The organism is Amycolatopsis sp. 3B14, from assembly GCF_050958625.1.
Taxonomy (GTDB): Bacteria; Actinomycetota; Actinomycetes; order Mycobacteriales; family Pseudonocardiaceae; genus Amycolatopsis_E; species Amycolatopsis_E thermoflava.
In genome coordinates this window covers 31,001-55,913 of record NZ_JBHZEN010000058.1, presented here as the reverse complement: position 1 = coordinate 55,913, position 24,913 = coordinate 31,001, and the positions used below count along the sequence as shown (strand labels likewise).

Sequence of the window (24,913 nt, the reverse complement as noted above, 5' to 3'; positions counted from 1 at the left end):
CCCCCCCCCCCCCCCCCCCCCCCCCCCGCCCCGCCGCAGGGCGATGGCGGCGGTGACCCCGCCGATGCCACCGCCGGCCACCACTGCCGAACCTTCAGACGTCACGGTCGTCGCTCCTCTCGAAGGCCCTGGCCATCCACAGGAAGGTCTCGCGCGCGGCGCGCAACCGGCCCGCCCTGGCGCTGTCGGCCCCGAAGAGGTCCATGCCTCGTTCGGCAACGTCGGCGAACGAGGCCAGCGTGGCGATCCGCCGCCTGACCACCACGGGCCAGGCGTCGTCGTCGACCCGGAAGTAGGTGGTGCGCGCACCCGGCCCGGTCCGGCGGCGCACCAGGCCGGCGGCGGTGAGCAGGTTGAGGTTGGTGGTCAGGGACGCCCGGCTGGCCCCGATCGCCCCGGCGATCTGCGTGGCCGACTGCTCGGGCGGGTCGCACACCATCAGCCAGCCAAGGATCCGGCCCGCGATCGGCGGCTGGCCGTACTGCTCGGCGAAGAACGTGGCCACCTCCTCCACCCAAGCCCGCAGTTCGTCGTGTTCCGGCTCGGCCACGCGTCGCCTCCAGCGTCGATCAGTTGATGCTGGCATATGCTAGTCCGAACTAGCATCTGATGGCCAGAGCTGTCCCCGGAAGCGGGCTTCGCGGGGATCAGGCCGGAGCGAGAACGACCACCGAGCGGGCCACGCCGCCGGCGTCCACGGCCAGCGCGAGGGCGTGCCCGTCCGGGTCGAACACCCCGTACGTGCCTTCGATGCCGGACGCGCGCACCTGCTGTCCATATCGGACAGCCCGGGCGGTGGCCGCGTCGACCTCGTAGCGCGGGAAGGCCGCGGCCACCGCGTCGTCGAGGTCGAACGACAGCTCCGGCTTCTCCTCCAGCTGCTCCAGGGTGCGCGCGGCGGCGATGCCGAACGGGCCGACCGTGGTGCGGCGCAGCGCGGCGAGGTGGCCGCCCACGCCGAGCGCCTCGCCGAGGTCGCGGGCCAGCGCCCGCACGTAGGTGCCCGACGAGCATTCGACGACCGCGTCCAGCTCGATGCGGTCGGCGACGCGGCGGGTCGCGAGCAGGTCGAAGCGGTAGACGGTGACCGGCCGCGGCTTGAGCGCGACCTCCTCACCGGCCCGCACCCGCGCGTACGCCCGCTTGCCGGCGATCTTGACCGCGCTCACCGCGCTCGGGACCTGCTGGATCTCGCCGGTCAGGGCGGCGATCCCGGATGCGATCGCCTCGTCGGTGACGGCGGCCAGCGCGTCCGGGGCCGCGGTGGAGAGGTGTTCGCCCTCGGCGTCGTCGGTGGTGGTCGAGACGCCGAGGGCCAGCGTGGCGAGGTAGGTCTTGCGGTCCAACGCGAGGTGGCCCAGCAGCTTGGTCGCCCGCTCGACGCCGAGCACCAGCACGCCGGTGGCCATCGGGTCGAGCGTGCCGGCGTGCCCGACCTTGCGGGTGCCCATGATCCGGCGCACCCTCGCCACCACGTCGTGGGAGGTCATGCCCGGTGGCTTGTCCACCACGAGCAGGCCGGGCGGGGGCGCGGGGCGTCGAGTCTTCGGCTGGGACACGGCTGGACACCTTACGGGGCGCCGTTACGCGGCTGTCGGGACCTTCCGGGCGGAGACGTTCCGGGCCGGGGCGTCCCACACGTGGCGGCGCACCTGGACTGGCACCTGCTCGCCCCGCTCCTGCGCGGCGAACAGCTCCGCGCGGGCGCGCAGCCACCACACCAGCATGCGGAAGGTGCCCAGCGCCAGCATCGCGACGACGGCCAGCAGCGCGAGCCGGAACTGGCCGCCGGTCAGCTGCAGCAGCACGCCGATCACCAGCGCGGTGACCGTGGTCGCGACGAACCCGCCGACGTTGACCACGCCGGTCGCGGTGCCCACGCGGGACAGCGGGTTGTAGTCGCGGGCCAGCGCGAACCCGATCATCGACGCCGGGCCGCCCAGGGACAGGAACGCGAACGCGGGCACCAGCACGCCGACCGGGATCTGGCCGGGCCAGCTCAGCAGCACGGCCCACACCGCGGCGGCGCCGGCGAGGTAGCCGAGCACCAGCGGCATCCGCGCGCCGGGGCGGGCGGAGATGATGCTGCCGACCAGCGGGCCGCCGATCATCGAGCCGAACACGAACACGGTCAGCAGGGCGCTGGCGGTCGCGGCCGGGCGGCCCTGGCCCTGCACCAGGAACGGCACACCCCACAGCAGGGTCAGCACGTTCGGGGCGAACATCGTGGAGAAGTGCACCCAGAACCCGAGGCGGGTGCCCGGGACGCGCCAGGCCGTGCGGACCTGACGGCCCAGCTGGCGCGCGTTGACCGGGCCGGCCTTCGGGGTGGCGCCGGCCGGGGTGTCGCGGACGCGGCCCGCGACGACGGCCGAGTAGATCGCGGTGATCAGGCCGGCGGCGAGGAACGTCGGGGTCCAGCCGGGGCCGGCGAGCAGCAGGGTGAGCGGGACAGTCGCGGCGAGGTTGCCGAGGAAGCCGATCGCCGTGGTGAAGCTCGTGACCACGGCGTACTGGCGGCCCGGGAAGTGCGCGGCGATCAGGCGCAGCACGCTGACGAAGGTGAGCGCGTCACCGAAGCCGAGCACACCGCGCGCGAGCAGGCCCAGCGCGTAGGTGTCCGCGACTGCGACGAGGATCTGGCCCAGGCCGAGGAAGAGCAGCGCGGCGGTGAGGACCTTGCGCGGCCCGAAGCGGTCGACGAGGACGCCGGTGGGGATCTGCATCGCGGCGTAGACGCCGACCTGCAGGACGGTGAAGGTGGAGAGCGCGGCGGCGCCGACCCCGAACCGGTCGGCGGCTTCCAGCCCGGCGACCCCGAACGAGGTGCGGTGGAAGACGGAGAGGAGGTAGACGATGGCGGCGGTGAACCAGATGAACCACGACCGGCGGCTGGCCTTGCCGGTCACGGGTGCCTGCTGCGGCGGCACGAAGGATTCCTCCCGAGGCGGAGTAGGCGACAACGACACGGGGACGCCCGCATCGCCGTCCCGATAGTTGTATCGCCTATGCAAGGCTGAAACTTACCTGTTACCGGGGTGTTTTCAGCCACACGGCCAAGCGGGGGGCCACCCGTTCAGCGGACGGCGACCGGAACCGGCGCCACAGCAGAGTCGCGGCCCGGCGCCCACCACGCCGCGGGCAGCGGCGACGGCGCCGAGGTTGCTGCACCGGCGCGCCGGTACCAAACCGGGCTCACACGGCGGCGGCACCGGATGCCCGCGCGGGGCACGGTCCGCCACCACCGCGGCCGGGCCGCCGAGCGTCAGCGACGGGCCCCGATCCGGAAACCCGCAGACAGCCCGGCGTCAGCGGACGGCGCCGAGCACGGTCCAGCGGTCGGAGCGCCAGCGGGCCACCACCGCGGCCAGCCGCAGCACCATGAACAGCGACAGGCCGGTCCAGATGCCGGTCAGCCCCCAGCCGAAGCCGAGCGAGGCCCAGATCAACGGCAGGAACCCGAGCGCGGCGCTGGCGAGCGTCGCGGTGCGGAGGAACGCCGCGTCGCCCGCGCCGAGGAGCACCCCGTCCAGCGCGAACACCACGCCCGCGATCGGTTGCAGCGCCACGAAGAACCACCAGGCATGCGGCACCTCGCCGAGCACGCCGGGGTCGGAGGTGAACGCGTGCGGCAGCACCTGCGACACCGCCGCGAACACCACGCCGAGCACGCAGCCCATGATCAGCCCGTAGCGCGTGATCTGCCCGGCCACGCCCCGCGCCTGCCGCGCCGAACCCGCTCCCAGCGCGGCCCCGACCAGCGACTGGGCCGCGATGGCGACCGAGTCCAGCACGAGGGAGAGGAACGTCCACAGCTGCAGCACGATCTGGTGCGCGCCAACGGCGGCCGTCGAGGTGCGGGCCGCGACCGCGGCGGCGGAGACGAAGCACGCCTGGAAGGCGAGGCTGCGCAGCACCAGGTCCCGGCCCAGGCCGAGCTGCGCGCGCATCACCTTCGGATGCGGCTTGAGCGACACCTTCTCGGTGATCAGCGCCCGCAGGAACAGCCCGGCGCTGATCACCTGGGCGACGACGTTCGCGACGGCCGACCCTTCGAGCCCCCAGTCCGCGACGTAGACGAGCAGCGGGCAGAGGACCGCGGAGATCCCGTTGCCCGCCAGGACGTACCGCAGCGGGCGGACCGCGTCCTGCACTCCGCGCATCCAGCCGTTGCCCGCCATGGTGATCAGGATCAGCGGCGCGCCGAACAACGCGATGCGCAGCCAGGACACGGCCGCCGCGGCGACCTCGTCACTGCCGGACAGGACCCGCGCGACCGGGCCGGCGAGCAGCTGCCCGGCGCCGAGCACGACCAGGCCGACGAGGACCGCCAGCCAGGTCGCCTGGACGCCTTCGCTGACCGCTTCGGCGCGCCGGCCCGCCCCGTGCAGGCGGGCGGTGCGCGAGGTGGTGCCGTAGGACAGGAAGGTCAGCTGGGTCGAGACTTGGGCCAGCACGACCCCGCCGACGGCGAGCCCGGCCAGCGGAAGGGCCCCCAGATGCCCGACGACGGCCGTGTCGACCAGGACGTACAACGGCTCGGCCGCGAGGACCCCCAGCGCCGGGACCGCCAGGCCCAGCACGCGCCTGGCAGGCACCTTCTCCCCGGCGGTTTCCACGGTTTCGGACACGAGGGCAGGTTAACCGGGGGCACCGACAAGATCGGCTGCACGGCAGCGGCTCGCAGTTCGGCGGCGCTGCGCTCCTGGAGGGGAGCTCCCGCGGGCGGTAGCACCCACCGGAGGGGCAGCTTTCGGCGAGGCGGCAGCTCCCGGCGGGGGCGGTAGCTCCTGCCGGGGTGGGAGCTCCCCCAGGTGGTAGCTCCCGCCGGAGGGCAGCTGTCGGCGGGGCGGCGGCTCTCCGCCGACGGGGGCAGTAGCTCCCCGGAGGGGGCGGCAGCGCCCGGCAGGCACGGCAGCCGCCGGAGGGGCGGCAACTCCCGGCAGCGCGGCAGCCCCCGGCAGGCACGGCAGCCCCCGGAGGGGCGGTAGCTCCCCCAGGCTGTAGCTCCCACCGGAGGGGCAGCTCCCGGCGGGGCGGCAGCTCCCGGCAGGCACGGCAGCCCCCGGAGGGGCGGTAGCTCCCGCAGGCGGTAGCTCCCACCGGAGGGGGCAGCTCCCGGCGGGGCGGCAACTCCCGGCAGGCACGGCAGCCCCCGGAGGGGCGGTAGCTCCCGCAGGCTGTAGCTCCCATCGGAGGGGCAGCTCCCCGCCAGCGCGGCAGCTCCCGGCGGGCGCGGCAGCTCCCGGCGGCGAGGGCAGTAGCTCCCGGGGGCCCGCCACTCGCGGTGAAGCGCAGCTGTCCTGCGCGGGACCCGCCGCGTCACGGGCAGACCGCCGGGCCACCAGCAGCGAACTGCCCGCCGCTCCGCGCGGCAATCGCAGGGATGGCGGGCCTCCGGGTCAGCCCAGCAGCGGCGCCTCCTCCAGCGCGCGCCGCACCATCGCCAGGCCCTCCTCGGCCGTGCCGTGGATCGTGCAGCCTGCCGCCAGCCGGTGGCCCCCGCCGCCGAGGCTGCGGGCCGCCTGGGAGACGTCGATCTTCCCGATCGCCCGGAACGACACCGACCACTCCCCCGGCGCCTGCTCCTTCAGCACGACCGCGACCTCGGCCTCCCGCGTCGAGCGGATCACGTCCACCACGCCCTCGACCTCCTCGAGCCGCACCGTCGCGGCCACGTCGGCGGTCACCACGGCGTGCACGAGCCCGAACCCCTGCGCCGACTCCGGCTCCAGCCGCGCGGACGCCAGCACGGTCGACAGCATCGGCAGCCACGCGAATGGGTGGTCGTCGATGATCTCCCGCGCGAGCCGGTCCGGGTCGACCCCGGCCTCGAGCAGCCGGGCCGCCGCGCGGTGGGTCGACGGCCGCGCCCGCCGGAAGCCACCCGTGTCGGTGACCAGCCCGGCGTACAGGCACCGCGCGATCGGCTCGTCCAGCGCCACCCCCAGCTCGTCCAGCAGCGCCAGCACCAGCACCGCGGTCGCCTCGGCGGTGTCGTCGACCAGGTGCACCGAGCCGTACCGCAGGTTCGACGCGTGGTGGTCGACCACGAGAACCTCGCCCCCGGCGGCGCGCGTCGCGTCCACCCGGCCGGCCAGCGAACCCAGCCGCGCCGGGCTCGGCGTGTCGAGGCAGACCAGCAGCCCCGCCGACGGCGGCACCTCGTCGGCGGGCACGAACAGGTTGTCGGCGTCCAGGCCGCGCAGGCTTTCCGGCACCTCGGCCGGCTCGGCGAAGGACACGCGCACGGTCGCGCCCCGCTGGTAGAGCGCGCGGCCGAGGGCCAGCGCGCTGCCGAGCGCGTCGGCGTCCGGGCGGACGTGGGCCAGCAGGGTGACGTCGTTCGCTTCCCGCAGCAGCCCTGCGGCGCGCGGGAAGTCGAGCTGGGCGGAGGTGCTCATGCGGGCAAGCTACGCTTTTTCCCGATGTTCGACTACGGGATCCTCCTCTACCCCGGCGCCAACCGCGTCTACGCGGACGCCTCCGCCGGTCTGCTGCGCGCCGAACTGACCGTGTTCGGCGAGGCACTGCGCACGCCGCCGGCCGACATCGGCGAGCGCCGGATCGGCGGCGTCACCTACGTCACGTTCACCACCGCGGAGCCACTGTCCGAAGAGGACCTCCGGCTGCTGTCGAACCTCTCGTCGCTGTACGCGCTGTTCGAGTTCAGCGGCGATCTGTTGCGCCCGCTGGAGATCACGCCGCTGGACAAGCTCGACTCCGACCTGCTGACGATCCAGAAGTACCCGGGCAAGACCAACGAGCTGTTCACCAAACTGCTGCTCAACGTCACACTGCTGTCCCGGTCCCGGCCCACCGAGTTCCTGGACCGGCCGCTGCACGTGGTGGACCCGTTGTGCGGCCGCGGAACCACGCTCAACCAGGCGATGATGTACGGCCTGGACGCGACCGGTCTGGACGTCGACAAGCGGGATTTCGAGGCCTACGAACGGTTCATCAAGACCTGGCTGCGGCAGAAGCGCGTCAAGCACAACGCCGACTCGGGTCCGCTGCGGCGGCACAAGCACCGCCTCGGGCAGCGCCTGGAGATCTCCTACGCGCTGGACAAGGAACGCTGGAAGGCCGGCGACGCGCGCCACGTCACGTTCTTCAACGCCGACACCCTCACCACCGACGAGCTGCTCAAGGCAGGCTCGGCGGACGTCGTGGTCGCCGACGCGCCCTACGGCGTCCAGCACGGCAGCCACCAGCCCGACGAGCTCGCGCGGAGCCCGCGGGACCTGCTGGCGGCCGCCGTGCCGGTGTGGGCGCGCGTGCTCAAGCCGGGCGGCGCGCTGGGCCTGAGCTGGAACACGCACGTCGCCAAGCGCGACGAGATCGCCGGGATCCTCGGCCGGGCCGGCCTGGAAGTCCGCTCCGGCGGGCCGTGGGAGGGGTTCGAGCACCGGGTGGACCAGGCGATCCTGCGGGACCTGATCGTCGCCCGCAAACCCGCCTGATCCCGGCCTGACACCACACTTCCGGCACAGCGGAGCCTTCTCTCTAGCTTGCTAGCATGCTAGCCTCGGCTCGTGGGCGACGAGGAAGTCAAGCAGTTCAACGTCTACCTGCCGGTCGACCTGATCAAGCAGGTCAAGCACCGTGCCATCGAGTCGGGATCGTCGCTGTCGGCGCTGGTCGCCGACGCGTTGCGGGCCTACCTCGCCGGCCCATCCGACGGACAGCCGAACGCGCGGAAGGGGAGCTGACATGGCCACCGACGGGATCGAGGCGGTGTTCCTGGAAACCCGCAACTGGGGCAGGGCCGCGAAGTTCTTCCAGTCCCTGGGGTTCACGCTCGACTTCGAGACCGACCACAACTCGGGCCGGCTCCGCAACGGCGACGGCCCGTACGTCTTCATCGCCGAGGTGCCCGAGGACCGCACGCCGCAGACCCGGATCGTGCTGGCGGTTCCCGACGCGGACGCGTTCGAGCCCGGCCCTGGCGTCGAGATCGTCACCCCGTTCGAGGACACCCACTACGGCACGCGGGAAGCGACCGTGCGCGACCCGGACGGGCGGCTCTGGTCGCTGCAGGCCCCGGCCGGGAAGTGACGCCGGTGGAACCGGACCACACCGCCGTCCGGGTGGCGCTGTGGCGCGCGATGCACCTCGACGTCGACGCCGCGCCACCGGTGTTCCGCGACGACATCGGCCTGCGGCTCGCCGCGCCGGGCGACGACTGGCGGCGGCGCCCGGACATGGACCCGGACGCCACCCGGAGTTTCCGGGCCGGCGTCGTGGCTCGCGCCCGGTTCGTCGAAGACCTGGTCCTCGACGAAGCCGGACGCGGCGCCGGCCAGTACGTCGTCCTCGGGGCCGGGCTGGACTCCTTCGCCCAGCGCCGGCCCGAACTCGGCGGCCGGCTCCGGGTGTTCGAGATCGACCAGCCCGGCACGCAGGCCTGGAAACGGCGGCGGCTGGCCGAACTCGGCTACCCGGTGCCGGACTGGCTCCGGCTGGTGCCGGTCGACTTCGAAGCCGGTCAGTCCTGGTTGGACCGACTGGTCGCGGCCGGCTTCGATCCGGGCAGGCCCGCCGTCGTCGCCTCGACCGGCGTCTCCATGTACCTCGCGAAGGAGACCACCGCCGCCACACTGCGCCAGATCGCCGGGCTCGCCCCGGGATCCACCCTCGCCATGACCTTCCTGCTGCCGGTCGAACTCCTCGACCACGCGGACCGGCCCGGTCTCCAGGCGAGCACCCGCGGCGCGCGGAACTCCGGCACTCCGTTCGTCAGCTTCTACACCCCGGCGGAGATGCTGACACTGGCGCGCGAGGCGGGCTTCGCCCACGTGCGACACGTGCCGGGGAGCGCGCTCGCCGACCGGTACTTCGCCGGGCGGCCCGACGGGCTGCGGCCGTCGAGCGGCGAGGACTTCCTGGTGGCGACCACCTGAACGATCAGGCCCCGACCACCTGCTCGGCCGGCTCCCCCGTGGCGGCCATGCCCCACAGCATCTCGGCGAGGTCGGCCGGGTCGACGCGCTCCGGGTCGAAGCCACGGCGGGCGCCGGCCGAGGTGTCGAACAGTTTTTCCGCGTCGCTGTCCCGGATGAGCGCACCGATGGTGATCCCGGCCGCGGTGACGCCCGTGCCGGCCAGGTCGGCGCGCAGCGCGAGCACGTAGTTGCGCAGCGAGGCCTGTGCCGCCCCGCCGCCGGCCAGCATCGGCTCGGGGTTCTTCGCCGACGAGCCGAACCCGTAGAGCAGCGCACCCGAGCCGCGCTCCAGCATCCCCGGCAGCATCAGCCGCGTCAGCGACACCGGCGCCAGGACCACGGTCTCGAACACCGCCCGCAGGGTCTCCACATCGAGGTCGCGCACCGGCTTCAGCCGCGCCAGGTCCAGGGAGCCGTTGATCACCGCGACGTCCACCGGCCCGATGTCCGCCAGCAGCCGGGGGTGCTCGTCGATGTCGTTGAGGTCCGCCGGGAACGCCCGCGCCGCAACGCCTTCCGCGGTCAGCTCCGCCACAAAGGACGAGAGCCGGTCCGCACGGCGCGCCACCAGCGCGACCTGGTAGCCCTCCTTGCCGAACCGGCGGGCAGTCGCCCGTCCCATGCCCGGCCCGGCGCCGAAGATCGCGAGTGTCTTCATGTCGATTCGCCTCCAGAAAAGTTGAGATACCCCTCAAGTTGTAGCTCAAATTGAGGCTGCCCTCAAGTTTCTTATACTGAACGCGTGACCCGCCCCCTCCGCCGTGACGCCCAGCGCAACCGCGAGCTGCTGGTCGCGGCCGCGCGCGAGGTGTTCGGCGAGAAGGGCCTGGACGCGCCGCTGGAGGAGATCGCCCGGCGGGCCGGGGTCGCGATCGGGACGCTCTACAACCGGTTTCCCACGCGGATGGACCTGGTGGAGGCGGCGTTCGGCGGCCTGCTCGACCGCTTGGCCGGCGAGGCCGAGCAGGCGCTGAAGGCGGACGACCCGTGGGACGGGCTGGTCGAGCTGATAGTGCGGACCTGCGAGCTGCAGACGATCGACCGCGGCATGACCGAACTCTGCACGAGCGCGCTACTCGACGCACCGGGGCTGCGAGCCGCCCGGGAACGCGTCGGTGAGGTGTGCGAGAAGGTGCTGGCACGCGCCCACGACGCCGGGGTGCTGCGGCCGGACTTCGGGCTCGACGACCTGGCTTTCGCCATCGCCGCCACCACGCAGGCGGCGCCGCTCGGCGACTGGCGCCGCCATTTGGCGTTCCTGCTGGACGGGATCCGGCCTCAGGACACCTGAGCGGCGGGCATCACGCCGAACTTGCGGGTCACGAAACACCAGAACAGCGGCACGGCCTCGTCGACGGGGCGCTCGTCCGCCTCACCGTCGGCGCCCACGTGCTCGACGCGCACCCGGCCGGGCGCGACGGCGGAGCGCCGCGACCACGGCCCGGACACCACGACCGCACCCCACGGCGCCCGCGGCGCCGGCCGGTCGACGACGATCAGGTCACCCAGCGACGTCGTGCCGAGCAGGACGGTGTTCGCGGCGAGCACGCTGTCCACTACCTCGGACATGGGCCGGTAGACCGGCCGCGCGGCGGCGAGCCGCTGGAACTCCGCGGCGATCTCGGACCAGGGCCGGGAGCGGAACGGGTACAGCCATCCCATCGACCTCACGCGGACCCCCTCAGATCGCGTCGCAGCGGCAGTGCTGCGGCAATCCAAGCACCGCCGGTCAAGAGCGGGCGGGACCATCCCAGTCGCCATCGCGACGCACCGGCAAGCCAAAGCACCGCGAGCCGAGAGCGAGCGCGGCTACTTCTCGTCGGCCTCACGGGACGCGGCAACTCCGCGACAACCCACGCGATTACTCGTCGGAGTCGTCCTCGTCGGCTTCGCGGGGCTGCTTGTACGGGTCCGGGTCGCCGGCGTGCTGCGCGGCGGCCGCGCGCCGGGCCAGTTCGGCGTCGGCCTCGCGCGCCTTCGCCAGCAGGTCCTCGATGTGCCGGGCCTCGTCCGGGATGGTGTCCGCGACGAACGTCAGCGTCGGCGTGAACCGCACCCCGGTGCCCTGCCCGACGCGGCTGCGCAGCACGCCCCGCGCCGACTCCAGCGCGGCGGCCGCGCCCGGGAAGTCCGGCTTCGACTCGAGGTTCTCCCCCAGCACCGTGTAGTACACGGTCGCGTCGTGCAGGTCCGCGGTGATCTTCGCGTCGGTGATCGTCACGTTCTTCAACCGCGGGTCCTTGATCTCGTGCTCGATCGCCGACGCCACGATCTGCGAAATCCGTTTGGACAGCCTGCGGGCGCGAGCCGGATCGGCCATCACGCACTCCCCTTAGTCTTCTGGCCCGACGAAGCGGCGGTGGGCGGAGAGCAGCTCCAACTCGGGGCGCTGCGCCACCAGCCGCTCACAGCCGTCGAGCACGTCACGAACATGTGCACCGTCGGCCGCCACCACCGCCACCCCGATCAGGGCTCTGCGGTGCAGGTCGAGGTGCCCTGCCTCGGCGACCGACACCTCGAACCTGCGGCGGACCTCGGCGATCAGCGGCCGCACCAGCGACCGCTTCTGCTTCAGCGAATGGACGTCACCGAACAGGACGTCGAGCTCGAGCGCACCTACGTACATCGGTTCCCTGTCCCAGGTGAGGACGCGGGGCCGGTCACCAGACCGGCCCCGCGAACCACTACCCGACTCAGACGCGCGGCTTCTCGCGCTGCTCGTAGGTCTCGATGACGTCGTCGACCTTGATGTCGCTGTAGGACCCGAGCGTCAGACCGCACTCGTAGCCCTCGCGGACCTCGACCACGTCGTCCTTGAACCGCCGCAGCGAGCTGACCGGCAGGTTCTCGGCGACGACCACGTTGTCCCGCAGGAGACGCGCCTTCGCGTTGCGGCGGATCTCCCCGGACTGCACGAGGCAACCGGCGATGGTGCCGAACTTGGAGGACTTGAAGACCTCCCGGACCTCGGCGCGGCCCAGCTCGACCTCTTCGTACTCCGGCTTGAGCATGCCCTTGAGGGCCTGCTCGATCTCGTCGATCGCCTGGTAGATCACCGTGTAGTACCGGACGTCGACGCCCTCGCGGTTGGCCCGCTCGGTCGCCTTGCCCTCGGCCCGCACGTTGAAGCCCAGGACGATCGCGTCGGAGGCCGTCGCCAGGTCGATGTCGCTCTCGGTGACACCACCGACGCCGCGGTGGACCACGTTCAGCTCGACCTCGTCGCCGACGTCCAGCTGCATGAGCGACGCTTCCAGAGCCTCGACCGTACCGGAGTTGTCACCCTTGATGATCAGGTTGAGGCTGTTGGTCTCCTTCAGCGCGGAGTCCAGGTCCTCCAGGCTGACGCGCTTGCGCTTGGCGGCGTTCTGCGCGTTGCGGATGCGGGCCTGGCGGCGCTCGGCGATCTGCCGGGCCACCCGGTCCTCCTCGACGACGAGGAACGTGTCGCCCGCGCCAGGCACCGACGTGAAGCCGATGACCTGGACCGGACGCGAGGGCAGCGCCTCGGTGACGTCCTCGTTGTACTCGTCGACCATCCGCCGCACGCGGCCGTACGCGTCGCCGGCGACGACCGAGTCGCCGACCCGCAGGGTGCCGCGCTGGACCAGCACGGTGGCCACCGGGCCGCGGCCGCGGTCGAGGTGCGCCTCGATCGCGACACCCTGGGCCGGCATGTCCGGGTTGGCCCGGAGGTCCAGGGTGGCGTCCGCGGTCAGCAGGATCGCCTCGAGCAGCCCGTCGATGTTGATGTTCTCGCGGGCGGAGATGTCGACGAACATGGTGTCGCCGCCGTACTCCTCCGCCACGAGGTTGTACTCGGTGAGCTGCTGGCGGATCTTGTCCGGGTTCGCGCCTTCCTTGTCGATCTTGTTGACCGCGACCACGATCGGCGCCTTGGCCGCCTGGGCGTGGTTGATCGCCTCCACCGTCTGCGGCATGACGCCGTCGTCCGCGGCGACCACGATCACCGCGATGTCGGTGGAGTTCGCACCACGGGCACGCATGGCGGTGAACGCCTCGTGACCCGGGGTGTCGATGAAGGTGATCAGGCGCGGGTTGCCCTCGAGCTCGGTCTCGACCTGGTAGGCGCCGATGTGCTGGGTGATGCCGCCGGCCTCCCGCTCGTGCACCCGCGTCTTGCGGATGGTGTCGAGCAGGCGCGTCTTACCGTGGTCGACGTGACCCATGACGGTCACCACCGGCGGGCGGACCTGCAGGTCCTCCTCGCCGCCCTCGTCCTCACCGTAGGTGATGTCGAAGGTCTCCAGCAGCTCCCGGTCCTCCTCCTCGGGGGAGACGACCTGGACGTTGTAGTTCATCTCCGAGCCGAGGAGCTCCAGCACCTCGTCCGAGACGGACTGCGTCGCGGTGACCATCTCACCCAGGTGGAACAGCACCTGCACGAGCGAGGCCGGGTTCGCGTCGATCTTCTCCGCGAAGTCGGTCAGCGAGGCGCCGCGCGGCAGCCGGATGGTCTCGCCACTGCCCTTGGGCAGCCGGATGCCACCGACCGACGGCGCCTGCATGTTCTCCATGTACTCCTGGCGCTTCTGCCGCTTCGACTTGCGGCCCTTGCGCGAGGGTCCACCCGGACGGCCGAAGGCACCGGCCGTGCCGCCGCGGCCACCGCCGCCGCCACGACCGCCGCCGCCACCGCGGAAACCACCGCCGGCGGGGGCGCCACCGCCACCACCGGGGCGGAAACCGCCGCCACCGCCGCCGGGACCGCCACGCGGAGCGCCGCCGCCACGGGGACCACCGGGTCCGCCACGGCCCGCGCCCGCGCCACCGCGGCCGCCACCGGGACCACCACGGCCCGCGCCGCCGGGACCGCCGCCGGGCCGCTGCACTCGGCCGGGCATCATGCCCGGGTTCGGGCGCGGCGGCATGTTGCCCGGGTTCGGGCGGGCGCCGCCACCGGGACGCGGAGCCGGACGGTCGCCGCCGCCGGACCGCTCGGCCGGGCGCTCGCCGCCCTGGCCGCCGGGACGTGCCGGCGGACGCGGCGCCGGAGCGCCCTGGCCGACACCGAACGGGTTGTTGCCGGGCCGCGGGGCGCGCGGACCGGGCTTCGGTCCGGGCTTGGGGCCCTGCGGCTTGGGCGGCACCACCGAGCCGGACTGGCCGGAGCCACCCGCGCCGGGACGCGGCGCCGGGGGCTTGGGTGCCTGGGGCTGCGCCTTCGCGGCCGGGGCCTGCTGCTGCGGAGCCGGCTGCTGGGCCGGACGCTGCTGCTGCGGGGCCGGCGCCTGGGGCGCGGGGGCCTGCGGCGCGGAGGCCTGAGGCGCCGGGGCCTGGGGCGCCGGGGCCTGCTGCTGCGGGCCGGGGCGCGGACCGGGCTTGGCGCCCGGGACCGGGCGCGCCTGCGGCTGCTGCTGACGCGGCGCGCCGGGCTTGGGCGCCGCGCCGTTGCCGTTCCCGGCCGGCGGTCCCGGCCGGGCGCCGCCGGACCGGCCGGCGGGCTTGCTGTCCTTGGTGACGAAGGCGTCACGCAGCCGCCGGGCAACGGGTGCCTCGACGGTCGACGACGCCGACTTCACGAACTCGCCCTGCTCCTTCAGCTTGGCGAGAACTTCCTTGCTCGTAACCCCGAGCTCCTTCGCGAGCTCGTGCACACGGGCCTTGCCTGCCACTGCTCTCCTCAACTGGTGAGGCCGGGCGGCAAAACCCGCTCGACCTCGTCCTATCGTCGCGCGTTCATGGCTTCAGCTTCACGGCTGACTCATGACGGGTCGACCTGCTTCCTTCGTTCCTCCGGACCGGGGACGCTCCCCTGTCCATGCTTCCCGGTGACCTGCCCCAGGTGCTCGCGCAGCTCCGCCACGTCGAGCGTCCCGTGGACCCTCAGGGCCCTGGGGAACGCCCGCCGCCGCTCGGCCTTGGCCAGGCACTCCGGCCCGGGGTGCAACCAGGCACCCCGCCCCGGCAGCCGCCGACGCGTGTCGGCGACCAGCCGCCCGTCCAGCGCGACCACTCGCAGTAGTTCACCGACGGGAGCCCGCTTCTTGCACCCCACGCACGTCCGCACCGGGGTGTCGCCCCGGTGCTCCGAGCATGCGGTACCCGAGCGCGAGCTCCGCACCACCGTCGAGTTTAACTCCTGGCCCGTCACTCAGCCGAACCGGTTGTCGCTGCGGGCGTGGCGTCCTCCTCGGAGGCCGCCGCGTCGCTGCGGATGTCGATCCGCCACCCGGTCAGCCGGGCGGCCAGGCGGGCGTTCTGGCCCTCCTTGCCGATGGCCAGGGACAGCTGGAAGTCCGGCACCACCACGCGGGCCGTCTTCGCACGCTCGTCCACCACCCGTACCGAAACAACCTTGGCGGGGCTCAGCGCATTCCCGACGAAGCGAGCCGGATCCTCGGAGTAGTCGACGATGTCGATCTTCTCACCCCCGAGCTCGCTCATCACGTTGCGCACCCGCTGACCCATCGGGCCGATGCAGGCGCCCTTCGCGTTGACGCCCGGCACGGTGGACCGGACGGCGATCTTGGTGCGGTGCCCGGACTCGCGGGCGACCGCGGCGATCTCGACGGTGCCGTCGGCGATCTCGGGGACCTCCAGCGCGAACAGCTTGCGCACCAGGTTCGGGTGGGTGCGCGACAGCGTGATCGACGGGCCGCGGGCGCTGCGCGACACGGTGACCACGTACGCCTTGATGCGCTCGCCGTGCTCGTACCGCTCGCCGGCCACCTGCTCGCCGGGGGGAATCACCCCCTCGGTGTCGCCGACCTGCACGATCACCATGCCGCGGGCGTTGGCCCGCGCGTCACGCTGGATCACGCCGGCGACGATCTCGCCCTCGCGGGTGGAGAACTCGCCGTAGGTCTTCTCGTGCTCGGCGTCGCGCAGGCGCTGCAGGATGACCTGCCGCGCGGTGGTCGCCGCGATGCGGCCGAAGCCCTCGGGGGTGTCGTCCCACTCCTCGTCCACTTCGCCGTTCTCGTCCAGCGTGTGCGCGAGGACGCGCACGACGCCGGTCTTGCGGTCGATGTCGATGCGGGCGTGCGGCTGGTGCCCCTCGGTGTGCTTGTAGGCCGTCAACAGCGCGGTCTCGATGGCCTCGATGACCGTTTCGAAGGGGATGTCCTTGTCCCGCTCGATCGCGCGCAGGGCCGCGATGTCCACGTTCACTTCGGATCCTCCTCCGGCTCGCCTGCGTTGTGCTCCGAGGCGTCCTGGTCGAGCAGCTTCAGCTCCTCGGTCGGTGGTTGCCTGAACTCGATCTCGATCACGGCCTTGGCCACGTCGGCGTAGGCCACGTCCCGGACCGCACCGTCCACCAGCACCCGCACCGAGTCCTCGCCCGCGTGCCCGACGCGGCCGACGTACTCGGCGCCCTCCCGCGGCGTGATCCGCACGAGGCGGAACCGCGAGCGGCGCCAGTGGCGGGGGCGGGTCAGCGGGCGGTCGACGCCGGGCGAGGTCACTTCGAGCGTGTAGGCGCCCGCGATCAGCTGCTCGTTCTCGTCCAGCGCGGCCGAGACGGCGCGGCTGACGTCGGCGACCTCGTCGAGTCCCACGCCCTCGTCGGAATCGACGACGACCTTGACGAGCTTGCGGCGGCCCGCCTGTTGGACGTCGAGCGCGTCGAGGTCGAAACCCGCGCCGGACACGGCTTCGGCCACGATCGGCTCGAGCCGGGCGGCGAGTTCTCCAGGCACCTTGGCGCTCTCCTGTTTGGTGTGCTGTCGGTCGGTGAGGGACAAGCTTATCCTGTTGGCCCCGGTCACCGCCCGTGGTCACCGGTCCCCTGGCAGGATGGGCGCACGTGAGACCCCGTACCCGTCGTGACGTCCTGCGCGCGAGCGCGCTCGCGGCACTCGCCGCGCCCCTCGCCGCGTGCGCAACCGGCTACTCCGACGAACCGGATCCGCTGGCCCTGCTGGCCGAGCAGGCCCGTGCCGACGCCGCCGCGGCCGACGCCGTGGCCGCGTCCGCATCCGCCGACGCGGACGTGGCGCGCCAGTACTCGGCGGCCCGCGCCGCGCACGCCTGGGCCCTGCAGTCCGAAGTGGACCGGCTCAACCGGCCGAAGTCGCAGGCGAGCGCCGTCGTGCCCGCCGAGCAGGGCATGGCGGGGCTGAAGCAGCGGCTGGCCACCGCCCGTCAGCAGGCCGAGGCCCTGGTCGGCGGCCTGCCGCGGTACCGGGCCGGGCTGGTGGCCGCCGTCGCGGGCGGCTGCGCCGGGCTGCAGCAGGTCGGCACCAAACTGGGCCCGGGCGCCGAGCCGGGCCAGGTGACCGCGACGTCGTCGGCCATCCCGCCGGAGTCGGTCGGGCCGGTGCAGCAGGCCCTGTCGGCCGAGCACGCGGCCCTGTGGATCTACGGGCTGGTCAGCGCGTTCCTGCCGGGCAACTACACCGCGGGGGTCGCCGAGGGCACCGCCGAGCACCAGGACCGCCGCGACGCGTGCGTGCGGATGCTGACCGCGGTGGGCGTGGAGCCGGGGGTGGCCGAGCCCGCCTACATCCCGCCGCGACCGGTCACGGACGCGACGTCGGCGAAGAGCGTGGTCGCCACCGCGGAGGCCGACGCGGCCACGGCCTGGCGGGGCGTGCTGGAGCAGACCGACGACGCGGCACTGCGGGACGTGGCGCTGAAGGCGCTGCTCGCCTCGGCGCGGCGCGGCACCCGCTGGCGCGAGGCGGCGGGCGAGCAGCCGACGGCGATCGTGCTGCCCGGCTCGGCCGCCCAAGGCTGACTGGGGGGCGCGCGACGGCGCGTGACGACATAACCTTCCCCGGACACGTTCGACGCCCGAGGACGCCCCTTTGCTGACCCTGACCCGCACCCTGGCCGGCCTGTCCGAAGACGGCGCCGCCCGCCTGCGCGGCCTGCTGCTGCGCCAGCTGATCCGGATGCCGCACGGGCGGCCCGGCGAGTTCGTCGTGCTGCACCTGTTCCTGATCCCGCCCGAGCCCGGCGGCAGCCGCTACGCGCTGTACGAGGTCGCCCAGCCGCTCGTCGACGAGCCGTTGCCGCAGGTGCAGGGCCGGGCGCTGAGCGAGCTCCAGTCCGCCCACGGCGATCCGCGCCTGGTGCCCGGCGCCGACCAGGGCTGGCGGGACGCCGACCCCGGCCGCCGCGGCGTCTACCTCGGCACCGGCGCCCGGTTCACCGGCTCGCGGCCGGGCATCACCGGCACGACGATCGCCCGGCTGGTCGACCACACCGCGGTGATGTTCGTCCTGGACGAGGGGCACCAGCCGGTGTTCCTGCAGAGCTCGAAGGAACTGGTCGTCGCGGGCGAACGGCTCCCGCCGTCACCGGAGATCCCCGCGCTGGGCAAGCCGCCGTTCCTGCTGATCGACTCGCTGGTCGCCTACCTGCGCAACGCCGGTTAGGCGCCCGGCGCGAGGTCCAGCGCCTCCTTGCTGATGCGCTGCAGCGTGGCCTCGTCGGCGTGCCCGTCGAAGAAGGCGGACAGCACGATGGTCACCGAGGCGCCGGTGACGCGGGACAGGTAGTCGCCGTCGGCGAGTTTCGGTGCGCCGGGGATCTTCGCGGTGCCGTCGCGCACCAGGTCGTTCACGTTGCCGGTGCCGTCGGTGTCGGCGAGCTTCTTCAGCTGCTGCGCGTCCTCCGGGGTGGACATGGTCACGACCGCGACCGACACCAGCGCCCGGGAGGCCCCGCTGCTGGTCGTGTAGAGGGCGCGGGACAGCCGCTGGCACGGGTGCTGCGTGAAGAACTGCTTCACCTGCGAGTAGGAGTTCGCGGCGCAGTCGGTCGCGGCCACCGGGCCGTCGCTGACCACGAACTGGAACTCCTTGGCAGTCGACTGGGCCGACGGCGGGGCCTCGTCGGAGGAGCCGCCGCGGACCAGCCACCAGACGAGTCCCGCCACGACCGCCACCGCCACCAGCCCGGCGGCCTTGAGCAGCGGGCCGCCCGCGCGCCGGGACGGCGGTTCGGCGGGGATCCGGGGCAGCGGCGCGGTGTCGCCGCGGCCGGGAGTGAACTGCGCACCAACCACGGGGGGACACCGTAGCTCACTCGGCCGGGTGACTCACCGCAACGCGTCCACAACCCGTTCGACGTCGTCCTCGGTGTTGTAGAGGTGGAAGCCGACGCGCGCCCGGCCCGCGCGCACGCTGGCCGTGACCCCCGCGCGGGCGAGCGCGGCCGGATCGGCGTCCAGCGACACGATCGCGCTGCCCCGTTCCGGCAGGCCGAGCCTGGTCAGCAGGGTGTCGGCCAGTTTGACGTCGTGGGCGCGGACCGCGGTCAGGTCCAGCGAAGCCAGGTACGGCAACGCCACCGCCGCGCCGGCGTGCGCGAACCACACCGGCGACACGTCGAACCGGCGCGGTCCCTCGGCCAGGCGCAACGGCATGCCGTAGGTGGCCTGCCACGGGTCCTCGCCCGCGTACCAGTTGGCGGCGACGGGCACCGTGCGCCCGGCGGCGCGCGGGTGCACGGCGAGCCAGGCGCAGCCGCGCGGGGACATCAGCCACTTGTAGCCCGCGGCCACCACCCAGTCGGCCCACTCCAGGTCCAGCGGCAGCCAGCCAGCGGCCTGGGTCGCGTCGAGAGCGACCGGGACGCCCGCGGCTTCGGATTCCGCGCGCAGGGCGTCCAGGTCCACCAGCGCGCCGTCCCTGGACTGCGCGACGCTCACGACCACCAGGTCGTGGCCGCGGACGGCGCCGGGCAGCTCGGCGACCGGGACCTCGGTGACGCGCGCGCCGCGGGCGGCGAACGGGAACGTCGCGCTGGTGAACTCCCCCTCGGCGGTCAGCACGCGGGCGCCGTCGGGCAGCCCGGCCGCGACGCTCGCGAGCAGCTGCGACACGGCGGCGCCGATGGCGATCCGGTCCGCGGGCACGCCGACGAGCCGCGCGAAGGACTCCCGGGCCCGCGCGACGAGCGGGTCGAAGTCGCCGGGCTGGTGGGCGCCGGCGCGCCAGGCCTCGACGGACGCCGCCACCGCGTCGGCCACCGCCGCGGGCGGGATCCCGATGCTCGGGGTGTTGAGGTATCCGGCGGGGACGTCGAACTCGGCTCCGAAGGCTGTGCGCATGCCCGGACGCTAACCGACCACCGATCGGGTGGTCACAGTGTTTTCGCCGGGCACCGCCGCTGTTCGTGGAGCGCCGCCGCAGCACCCGCATCGCCGTCGCGCAGCCCCGTTCGCGCGGCCGGAGCAGGTCGTGCACCTCGCCGGGCAGCTGCTCGACAGACCGCCACGCTGACCCGGACGGGTGGTCACAGTGTTTTCACAGCGTGTGCGGGAAAACTGCGAACGTGACCAGGTTGCTGCCCAGCCCCGTGAACACCCCGTTCACGTTCTGGTACCTCGTGGTGCTGCTGGCCACCACCGCGCTGCAGCGCCTGCTCGGCGAGACGCTCTCGGCGCGCCTGCTGGAGCTGGCCAGCACCGACGCGCACAACCTGTGGCACCGGCCGGTGATGAGCCTGGTCAGCAGCGCGCTGTGGCTCGGCGACGACGGCTGGCTCGTGTACGTGATCATCTTCACGTTCGCCGTCGCCCCGCTGGAGCGCCGGATCGGGGCGGGGTGGACGTGCGCGGTCTTCGCGAGCGGGCACGTGCTCGCGACGCTGGCGACCGAGCTGCCGGTCATGTGGGCGCTCGCCGAGGGGTTGCTGCCCGCCACCGACAGCCGCTGGCTCGACATCGGGGTCAGCTACGGGTTCTTCGCCACCGCCGGCGCACTCGTGCCGGTGCTGGCGCGGCGGTTCCGGGTGTGGGCCGTCCCCGCGATCGAGGCCGGGATCGTCGTGATCTACCTCATAGACGGGCCCGGGACACTGGGCGGGATCGTCACGTTCGCCGGGCACCTGATCGCCTTGCACATCGGCATGCTGGGCTGGTGGCGGTGGTTGCTGCGGCGCGGTGTCACCGGCACGCTCCCCGCGCCCGCCGGACCCGGCGACCGCGCGCGGCCCTTGGCGGGATCGGCGGCGCGGTGAACCATGGGGTCATGCACTGGCTCGAGCTGGAGGGGGCGGTCAACGCCCGCGACGTCGGCGGCCTGCCGACCGAGGACGGCGGCGCGGTCGCGGAGCGGCGGCTGCTGCGGTCGGACAACCTGCAGGGTCTGACGCCACGCGACATCAAGGTCCTGGTCGACGACTTCGGCCTGACGACGGTGGTCGACCTGCGCGGCACCCCCGAGGTGACCAAGGAGGGCCCGGGGCCGCTGACCAGCGTCGAGTCGGTGCGGCACCACCACTACTCGGTCCTGCCGGAAAGCGGCGGCACCACCGACGCGACCGCCGACGACATCAGTGACGCCCTGTACCTGAAGCGGCGGCAGCGGACGATCGAGCGGTTCCCCGACGACGTGATGACCGCGCTGTACCTGGGTTACCTGGAGGACCGGCCGGAGAGCATCGTCGGCGCGCTGCGCACGATCGCCGGCGCGCCGGGCGCGGCACTGGTGCACTGCGCGGCGGGCAAGGACCGGACCGGCGTGGTGACCGCGTTCGCGCTGACGGTCGCCGGGGTGCGGCGGGACGCGGTGATCGCCGACTACGCCGCCAGCGGCGAGCGGATCCACGCGATCCTGGACCGGCTGCGCGCCTCCCCCACCTACGCGCCGGACCTGGACAAGCGCCCGGACGACGACGACCACCGCCCCAAGCCGGAGACGATGTCGCTGTTCCTCGGCGAGGTCGACCGGCGGTTCGGAGGCGTGGTGGGGTGGCTGGACGCACACGGCTTCGACGCGGCCGACGTGGCCGAGCTGCGCGGCAAGCTGCTCGGCTGAGGCCTACGGCGCCGTCGACCCGCCGAGCGGCATCGGGTCCAGCCCGAGCTTGCGGTGGTCCCACGACCGCACCCGCACCGGGTCGACCCGCACCACCACCCGCTTGTTCAGCATCATCTCCACCGCGGGCCGCAGCTCCGCCGAGTACGGCCCGTAGTAGCGCTCGAACACGTTGACCCCGACCGCCCAGATCTCGTCCGGGTCCTCGCTGATCACGCCGCGCCCCTCGATCGACACGCCACGCAGCGCGTCGTAGGTCAGCCCGTCCTCCACCAGCACCGTGATGCGCGGGTCGCGGCGCAGGTTGACCGCCTTCTGCGACTTGGCCTTCGTCTCCAGCCAGATCGTCCCGTCCAGCACGGCGAACCACATCGCGACCAGGTGCGGTGTGCCGTCCGCGCCGAGGGTCGCGATCGTCGCCGTCCGGCTCGTCGCGACGAACTCCGCGATCTCCGCGGCGGTCATCGTGATCTGGGCCCGTTGGTTCACTCCCACAGCGCACTCCGGTTCAGCAGGGTCAGGATCCGCGCGGCCGGATCGGGATCGTCCGGCCGCAGCACCAGGTCCGGCGAGACCGGCGCCTCGTAGGGGTCGTCGACACCGGTGAACCCGCGGATCTCCCCCGCCCGCGCCTTCGCGTACATCCCCTTCGGGTCCCGGGCCTCGCACACCTCCAGCGGCGTGTCCACGAACACCTCCAGGAACGGCAGCCCGGCCCGCTCGTGCACCTCCCGCACGCGGTCCCGGTCCGCCCGGTAGGGGCTGATCAGCGACGCGACCGCCACCACCCCGGCGTCGGCGAACAGGCGCGCCACCTCGCCGACACGCCGCACGTTCTCCGCGCGGTCCGCGGCGCCGAACCCGAGGTCGGCGTTCAGCCCGTGCCGCAGGTTGTCCCCGTCCAGCAGGTAGGCCGGGCGGCCCGCCGCGACCAGCCGCCGCTCCAGCTCGACCGCGATCGTCGACTTCCCCGACGCCGACAGCCCGGTCAGCCACACCGTCAGCCCGCGTGTGGCGCGTTCCTCCCGGCCCACCGCCGCCGCGTGCCACACCACCCGGGACGCGGGCAGCGCGGGGCCGGTGATCATGCCCGCCGCCACGGTGTTCCCGGTCGTGTCGTCGACCAGGATGAAGCTGCCGGTGGCCCGGTTGCGCCGGTACGGGTCGAACAGCAACGGCTTGCGGGTGCGCAGCTGCACCCGGCCGATCTCGTTGAGCGCAAGCGCTTTCGCGGTCTCGTCGCGGTGCAGCGTGTCCACGTCGAGGCGGTAGTCCAGCTTCTGCACCGCCGCCGTGGTCTCCGCCGTGGTGTGCCGGATCGTGTACGTCGCGCCGGGGGTGAGCGAACCGGCCTCGGCGAGCCAGCACACCATCGCGTCCAGGTCCTGCCCCGTGTGCGGCCGGTTCGCCGGGCGGCAGATCAGGTCACCGCGGCCGACGTCCAGCTCCCCGGTCAGCTGAACGGTCACGGCCTGCGGCGGGAACGCCTCGGTGACCGGAATCCCGCCCGGCCCCCAGATCGCCGCCACCCGGCTGGACAACCCGGACGGCAGCACGACCACCTCGTCGCCCGGCTTGAACACCCCGCCGGCCACGGTCCCCGCGTAGCCGCGGAAGTCCCGGCCGCCCTGGCGGATCACGTACTGCACGGGCAGCCGCGCGTCGATCAGGTTGCGGTCGGAGGCGACATGCACCTCCTCCAGGTGGTGCAGCAGCGACGTGCCCTCGTACCACGGCATGGACGCCGAGCGGTGCACCACGTTGTCGCCGTGCAGCGCGGACACCGGGATGAACGACAGGTCGGTCACGTCCAGCTTCATCGCGAACCGGCGGAAGTCCTCGCGGATCTCGTCGAACCGCTCTCGTGACCAGCCCACCAGGTCCATCTTGTTCACGCACAGCACCAGGTGCGGGATTCCCAGCAGGGAAGCCAGGAACGCGTGCCGCCGGGACTGCTGCAGCACGCCCTTGCGCGCGTCCACCAGGACGAGCGCGAGGTCCGCTGTGGACGCTCCGGTGACCATGTTGCGCGTGTACTGGATGTGGCCCGGCGTGTCGGCGATGACGAACTTCCGCCGCGGCGTGGCGAAGTAGCGGTAGGCCACGTCGATCGTGATGCCCTGCTCGCGTTCGGCGCGCAAGCCGTCGGTGAGCAGCGCGAGGTTCGGGTAGTCCTCGCCGCGCTGCCTGCTCGCCCGCTCCACCGCGGCGAGCTGGTCGGTGAACAGCGACTTGGAGTCGAACAGCAGCCGCCCGATGAGCGTGGACTTGCCGTCGTCCACGCTCCCGGCCGTGGCCAGGCGCAGGAGCTGGGGCATCAGAAGTAGCCCTCCTTCTTGCGGTCCTCCATGCCTGCCTCGGAAATCCGGTCGTCGGCACGGGTCGCGCCGCGCTCGGTGGCACGGGTCGCGGCGACCTCGGCGACCACTTCCGCCGGGCTCGCGGCAGTGGATTCCACGCAGCCGGTGCAAGTGGCGTCCCCGACGGTGCGGAACCGCACGGTCGCCTCGTACGGCTCCTCACCGTCGAGCAGGCGCAGGAACCTGGTGTGCGCCAGCAACATCCCGTCGCGCTGCACCACCGGGCGGCGGTGCGCGTAGTAGATCGCCGGCAGTTCGATGCGCTCGGCCGCGATGTAGGACCAGATGTCCAGCTCGGTCCAGTTCGACAGCGGGAACACGCGGATGTGCTCGCCGCGCCGGTGCCGCCCGTTGTAGAGGTTCCACAGCTCCGGCCGCTGGTTGCGCGGGTCCCACTGGCCGAACTCGTCGCGGAAGCTGAAGACGCGTTCCTTCGCGCGCGCCTTTTCCTCGTCGCGCCGGGCGCCGCCGAACACCGCGTCGAACCCGCCCTCGCGGATCGCCCGCAGCAGCGTGACGGTCTGCAACCGGTTGCGGGAGGCGCGCGGGCCGGTGTCCTCGGTGACGCGGCCGGCGTCGATGTCGTCCTGCACGCGGGCGACGTGCAGCCGCAGGCCCATCCGGTCCACCACCCGGTCCCGGAACTCGATCACCTCGTCGAAGTTGTGGCCAGTGTCGACGTGCAGGACCGGGAACGGCAGCGGCGCGGGCCAGAACGCCTTGGCGGCCAGCGCGAGCATGACCACGGAGTCCTTGCCGCCGGAGAAGAGCAGCACCGGGTGCTCGAAGGTGGCCGCCACCTCGCGGAAGATGTGCACCGACTCCGCCTCGAGCAGTTCGAGGTGGGACAGCTCGTAGACCGTGGTCACCC

At 73.1% G+C, this 24,913-nt stretch carries 27 protein-coding genes; 9 read left to right on the top strand and 18 right to left on the bottom strand.

Annotation, left to right across the window (positions count from 1 at the left end; translation table 11 throughout):
* Nucleotides 1-94: 94 nt before the first annotated feature.
* The 5 genes from ACCP09_RS30325 to ACCP09_RS30305 all read right to left on the bottom strand — a co-directional run bounded on the left by ACCP09_RS30325 (nucleotide 95) and on the right by ACCP09_RS30305 (nucleotide 6,404).
* Nucleotides 95-550 carry a GbsR/MarR family transcriptional regulator gene (locus tag ACCP09_RS30325; RefSeq protein ID WP_433752071.1) on the bottom strand — a complete coding sequence of 152 codons (456 nt, stop codon included), beginning with the start codon at nucleotides 548-550 and terminating at the stop codon, nucleotides 95-97.
* Between the two features lie 97 nt (nucleotides 551-647).
* Nucleotides 648-1,559, bottom strand: a complete 912-nt coding sequence (truB, locus tag ACCP09_RS30320) for a tRNA pseudouridine(55) synthase TruB (protein WP_433752069.1) — start codon at nucleotides 1,557-1,559, stop codon at nucleotides 648-650.
* Nucleotides 1,560-1,583: 24 nt separating this feature from the next.
* Entirely contained in the window at nucleotides 1,584-2,909 is a 1,326-nt protein-coding gene (locus ACCP09_RS30315; protein WP_433752067.1) for an MFS transporter, read from the bottom strand.
* A 399-nt stretch (nucleotides 2,910-3,308) separates the two neighbouring features.
* The gene (locus ACCP09_RS30310) at nucleotides 3,309-4,631 is read right to left on the bottom strand and encodes an MATE family efflux transporter (protein ID WP_167498960.1); all 1,323 of its coding nucleotides are present in this window, start codon (nucleotides 4,629-4,631) and stop codon (nucleotides 3,309-3,311) included.
* A 771-nt stretch (nucleotides 4,632-5,402) separates the two neighbouring features.
* Nucleotides 5,403-6,404: a DHH family phosphoesterase gene (locus tag ACCP09_RS30305; protein ID WP_027930939.1), complete on the bottom strand. Its 1,002-nt coding sequence runs from the start codon at nucleotides 6,402-6,404 to the stop codon at nucleotides 5,403-5,405.
* Between the two features lie 24 nt (nucleotides 6,405-6,428).
* Here ACCP09_RS30305 and ACCP09_RS30300 point away from each other — a divergent pair, with 24 nt between their 5' ends.
* The 4 genes from ACCP09_RS30300 to ACCP09_RS30285 all read left to right on the top strand — a co-directional run bounded on the left by ACCP09_RS30300 (nucleotide 6,429) and on the right by ACCP09_RS30285 (nucleotide 8,903).
* A complete protein-coding gene (locus ACCP09_RS30300) occupies nucleotides 6,429-7,463 on the top strand; it encodes a TRM11 family SAM-dependent methyltransferase (protein WP_400983222.1) in 1,035 nt (344 codons plus the stop codon).
* Between the two features lie 72 nt (nucleotides 7,464-7,535).
* Nucleotides 7,536-7,712, top strand: coding sequence for a CopG family transcriptional regulator (locus ACCP09_RS30295; RefSeq protein WP_433752064.1), 177 nt, complete (start codon nucleotides 7,536-7,538; stop codon nucleotides 7,710-7,712).
* A gap of 1 nt (nucleotide 7,713) precedes the next feature.
* Nucleotides 7,714-8,058: a VOC family protein gene (locus ACCP09_RS30290; protein ID WP_027930942.1), complete on the top strand. Its 345-nt coding sequence runs from the start codon at nucleotides 7,714-7,716 to the stop codon at nucleotides 8,056-8,058.
* Between the two features lie 5 nt (nucleotides 8,059-8,063).
* A complete protein-coding gene (locus tag ACCP09_RS30285) occupies nucleotides 8,064-8,903 on the top strand; it encodes a class I SAM-dependent methyltransferase (protein ID WP_433752061.1) in 840 nt (279 codons plus the stop codon).
* Between the two features lie 4 nt (nucleotides 8,904-8,907).
* On the opposite strand, the gene ACCP09_RS30280 is transcribed toward ACCP09_RS30285, so the two are convergent.
* Entirely contained in the window at nucleotides 8,908-9,603 is a 696-nt protein-coding gene (locus tag ACCP09_RS30280) for an SDR family NAD(P)-dependent oxidoreductase (RefSeq protein ID WP_433752059.1), read from the bottom strand.
* Between the two features lie 84 nt (nucleotides 9,604-9,687).
* Between ACCP09_RS30280 and ACCP09_RS30275 the strand changes: the two genes are divergently transcribed.
* Nucleotides 9,688-10,236, top strand: a complete 549-nt coding sequence (locus ACCP09_RS30275; RefSeq protein WP_433752057.1) for a TetR/AcrR family transcriptional regulator — start codon at nucleotides 9,688-9,690, stop codon at nucleotides 10,234-10,236.
* On the opposite strand, the gene ACCP09_RS30270 is transcribed toward ACCP09_RS30275, so the two are convergent.
* The 7 genes from ACCP09_RS30270 to rimP form a co-directional block, all read right to left on the bottom strand.
* Nucleotides 10,224-10,607, bottom strand: a complete 384-nt coding sequence (locus ACCP09_RS30270; RefSeq protein WP_433752073.1) for a hypothetical protein — start codon at nucleotides 10,605-10,607, stop codon at nucleotides 10,224-10,226. The genes ACCP09_RS30275 and ACCP09_RS30270 overlap by 13 nt on opposite strands.
* Before the next feature lie 199 nt (nucleotides 10,608-10,806).
* Nucleotides 10,807-11,265 (bottom strand): 30S ribosome-binding factor RbfA, encoded by a 459-nt coding sequence (rbfA, locus tag ACCP09_RS30265; protein WP_433752055.1) that lies wholly within the window; start codon nucleotides 11,263-11,265, stop codon nucleotides 10,807-10,809.
* 12 nt (nucleotides 11,266-11,277) lie between these two features.
* Nucleotides 11,278-11,571, bottom strand: coding sequence for a DUF503 domain-containing protein (locus ACCP09_RS30260; protein ID WP_017981754.1), 294 nt, complete (start codon nucleotides 11,569-11,571; stop codon nucleotides 11,278-11,280).
* A 67-nt stretch (nucleotides 11,572-11,638) separates the two neighbouring features.
* The gene (infB, locus tag ACCP09_RS30255; protein ID WP_378333056.1) at nucleotides 11,639-14,581 is read right to left on the bottom strand and encodes a translation initiation factor IF-2; all 2,943 of its coding nucleotides are present in this window, start codon (nucleotides 14,579-14,581) and stop codon (nucleotides 11,639-11,641) included.
* 89 nt (nucleotides 14,582-14,670) lie between these two features.
* Nucleotides 14,671-14,922, bottom strand: a complete 252-nt coding sequence (locus ACCP09_RS30250; protein ID WP_378333058.1) for a YlxR family protein — start codon at nucleotides 14,920-14,922, stop codon at nucleotides 14,671-14,673.
* 134 nt (nucleotides 14,923-15,056) lie between these two features.
* Nucleotides 15,057-16,079 (bottom strand): transcription termination factor NusA, encoded by a 1,023-nt coding sequence (nusA, locus tag ACCP09_RS30245; RefSeq protein WP_027930950.1) that lies wholly within the window; start codon nucleotides 16,077-16,079, stop codon nucleotides 15,057-15,059.
* Entirely contained in the window at nucleotides 16,076-16,609 is a 534-nt protein-coding gene (gene rimP / locus ACCP09_RS30240) for a ribosome maturation factor RimP (protein ID WP_123687033.1), read from the bottom strand. Before rimP ends, nusA begins: the two co-directional genes overlap by 4 nt.
* Nucleotides 16,610-16,716: 107 nt before the next feature.
* On the opposite strand from rimP, the gene ACCP09_RS30235 reads away from it, so the two are divergent.
* Nucleotides 16,717-17,649, top strand: a complete 933-nt coding sequence (locus ACCP09_RS30235) for a ferritin-like domain-containing protein (RefSeq protein ID WP_433752051.1) — start codon at nucleotides 16,717-16,719, stop codon at nucleotides 17,647-17,649.
* A gap of 70 nt (nucleotides 17,650-17,719) precedes the next feature.
* Complete coding sequence (locus ACCP09_RS30230) at nucleotides 17,720-18,292, top strand: hypothetical protein (RefSeq protein WP_017981749.1); 573 nt, start codon at nucleotides 17,720-17,722, stop codon at nucleotides 18,290-18,292.
* Here ACCP09_RS30230 and ACCP09_RS30225 read toward each other — a convergent pair.
* A complete protein-coding gene (locus tag ACCP09_RS30225; protein WP_123682772.1) occupies nucleotides 18,289-18,924 on the bottom strand; it encodes a hypothetical protein in 636 nt (211 codons plus the stop codon). The genes ACCP09_RS30230 and ACCP09_RS30225 overlap by 4 nt on opposite strands.
* A gap of 33 nt (nucleotides 18,925-18,957) precedes the next feature.
* Nucleotides 18,958-19,971: an aminotransferase class V-fold PLP-dependent enzyme gene (locus ACCP09_RS30220; protein ID WP_027930954.1), complete on the bottom strand. Its 1,014-nt coding sequence runs from the start codon at nucleotides 19,969-19,971 to the stop codon at nucleotides 18,958-18,960.
* 224 nt (nucleotides 19,972-20,195) lie between these two features.
* Here ACCP09_RS30220 and ACCP09_RS30215 point away from each other — a divergent pair, with 224 nt between their 5' ends.
* Together ACCP09_RS30215 and ACCP09_RS30210 are read left to right on the top strand one after the other, a co-directional pair.
* The gene (locus ACCP09_RS30215; protein ID WP_433752049.1) at nucleotides 20,196-20,882 is read left to right on the top strand and encodes a rhomboid-like protein; all 687 of its coding nucleotides are present in this window, start codon (nucleotides 20,196-20,198) and stop codon (nucleotides 20,880-20,882) included.
* An 11-nt stretch (nucleotides 20,883-20,893) separates the two neighbouring features.
* Entirely contained in the window at nucleotides 20,894-21,682 is a 789-nt protein-coding gene (locus tag ACCP09_RS30210) for a tyrosine-protein phosphatase (RefSeq protein ID WP_027930955.1), read from the top strand.
* A 3-nt stretch (nucleotides 21,683-21,685) separates the two neighbouring features.
* Here the strand turns inward: ACCP09_RS30210 and ACCP09_RS30205 are convergent, their stop codons facing one another.
* The 3 genes from ACCP09_RS30205 to cysD are packed head-to-tail and all read right to left on the bottom strand — an operon-like array spanning nucleotide 21,686 to nucleotide 24,911.
* Nucleotides 21,686-22,171 (bottom strand): pyridoxamine 5'-phosphate oxidase family protein, encoded by a 486-nt coding sequence (locus ACCP09_RS30205; protein ID WP_228684761.1) that lies wholly within the window; start codon nucleotides 22,169-22,171, stop codon nucleotides 21,686-21,688.
* Entirely contained in the window at nucleotides 22,168-24,000 is a 1,833-nt protein-coding gene (gene cysC / locus ACCP09_RS30200) for an adenylyl-sulfate kinase (RefSeq protein ID WP_433752046.1), read from the bottom strand. The genes ACCP09_RS30205 and cysC overlap by 4 nt, the downstream gene beginning before the upstream one ends.
* On the bottom strand, nucleotides 24,000-24,911 hold the full coding sequence (gene cysD, locus ACCP09_RS30195) for a sulfate adenylyltransferase subunit CysD (protein ID WP_433752044.1): 912 nt from the start codon (nucleotides 24,909-24,911) through the stop codon (nucleotides 24,000-24,002). The genes cysC and cysD overlap by 1 nt, the downstream gene beginning before the upstream one ends.
* Between the last annotated feature and the right edge of the window lie 2 nt (nucleotides 24,912-24,913).